The sequence below is a fragment of the Spartinivicinus poritis genome (assembly GCF_028858535.1).
In the GTDB taxonomy this organism is placed as follows: Bacteria; Pseudomonadota; Gammaproteobacteria; order Pseudomonadales; family Zooshikellaceae; genus Spartinivicinus; species Spartinivicinus poritis.
Genome location: NZ_JAPMOU010000042.1, coordinates 15,055 through 17,020 on the forward strand (window position 1 = coordinate 15,055; position 1,966 = coordinate 17,020).

Annotated in this window: 1 protein-coding gene; it reads right to left on the reverse strand. The window is 31.9% G+C overall.

The window, feature by feature from the left end; all coding sequences use genetic code 11:
- Positions 1 to 274: 274 nt before the first annotated feature.
- Positions 275 to 433 (reverse strand): integrase core domain-containing protein, encoded by a 159-nt coding sequence (locus ORQ98_RS29660; protein ID WP_425347704.1) that lies wholly within the window; start codon positions 431 to 433, stop codon positions 275 to 277.
- Between the last annotated feature and the right edge of the window lie 1,533 nt (positions 434 to 1,966).

The window sequence follows — 1,966 nt, forward strand, 5'->3', positions numbered from 1 at the left end:
CTATATAGTCCTCCACCCAAGAGGCCATGAGCCGTTCTAGTAAACTAACATTCTGATTGAATGCCCATTTAACTGAGTCTTGGAAAGAATCTAATTCGCTGGAATATGGTTTCCCCAAGGTTTTCACTCCCTTCTAAAATCAAGTTTAGGCATTAACCACATTACTTTTCCGCTTCAACTGTCTGCCGACAATCAATGTAGTGGTCCAGTAAAACCCAACAATTTTTTAAGAGGCTTTTTTCAATTGATGAGCTCTCTCAAATTCCATCGGTGTTTAATAGTTTAAAGCTGAATGTTTTCGTTCGCTGTTATAGTATGTAATGTAGTCCCAGATCGCTTGGCGTGCTTCATGCTTGGTTTGAAAGCGAATGCGGTGTAACCACTCTGAATTAAGTTTTCGAAATACTCTTTCTGTAGGGGGGGATCCCAGAATTGCCTTTTCTGCTCATACTTTGGATCATATTATAGCACTTAAGTTGGTTACTGTCGGTAAGCTCTTATACTGCCGTTTATAGCGGCTCCGGCTACAAAATAAGTTTGTAACTAGGTTAGTCTGCAAGGCTGATTCTATCGTTAGGAGCGCTTAGAAAAGAGCCTCAACCCCAACAAATAAAGCTCTTGGTTACAAACTTATTTGTTTACCTACACCAACATCTTTACAATTAAGGTGAAGTAATCATCTATATTCAATTATAATTCTTGATGAAATTGAGATTAACTTGACAGTTTTTGAATGTTATGTTTTAGAAATCAATATTTATAGGGTGTTTGGCAGTGCTTTTGTGTATTTATACGAACTACCGTTTTAAATTCCACTATAGAGCAGTTATGTAAAGAATGTTAGTTAAACCTCTGATTATTCAGAGGTTTTTTTATTGTGCTGCAAGAGGTAATTGTAAAAAATATCTTTGGAAAAGTAAGGTATATTACACCTTACCAGCTGGTAAAAAATTAGAGTCGGCTAGTTGATAGTTTTCTGTTGAATCCAGTTGTGTCTAGGGATAGTAGATTTTTAAGTTATCATATTAATTATTTTTAAAATTACAGCATAATTAAAATAAAAAAATTATAAATGCATCAGTGTCTAAATTTTTTTGCTAAAGGCAATGCTTTGCCCGTTTAAATTAAACCCAAAAAATACAGAGATCAAAAGTAGCATGGTTGTCTGTATTGTCTTTGGTGCTATATGTTTTTGGTATAGTTTTCACTATTATTTTTTTATCAAAATTATAGGTTAATCATAAATAATTCTCTTTTCTGGTAAAGCAGTAATTATCCGCAGTGTCAGTCAGTACATCAATTATTGGGTTCTACATAAAGGTTGTAAGTTTGTGTTTCTGTAACTAAGTATTTTTCGTATAAAAAGCAAAAGCTTGATTATTTGTGTATTGAAGAAAAGGATATTAATAAGTCATGCTTGCTTGCATATATCCAATACGTTAGGTACGGCCTTTGAGTGATTAGATCTCATGAGCCTAGAAATTATTCGAAAGGGTTTAAAAAGATTAAAAAATAGATTTTTTGTATGGTTTTACTGATTTTTACACTGGTCTTATAGTGGTGTTGGTGTGCTGACTATATCTGACTAATTTAAAATTATTAATTTTGTTGTGGATGATAGTTATTGCAAACTAACAAAAATAATAACACAAACTCTATGTAATAAAATTTACAGGAACTTTGGCGAGTGTTTTTTTTCTAACCATTGAGCGAGAAATTGTATCAATAGATTTGTAAGTAAAAATTTACTCTGGCAAGAAAGGACTGGTTTTGTGTTTGTAAATATTTACTGTAATTCGTTTTGCCTACTTAGAAAGTCTGCTTGTAAAAAAATATAGCTTTCTTGTTTGAATTTGTATTATAAGAGTTATAATGTATATATTATTCATTACTAGATTTCATTTAAATGGTTTGTTAGCGCTTGCTATTTAAATTAATTCTGTTAAGAGCTTTTTAAGGAATAATA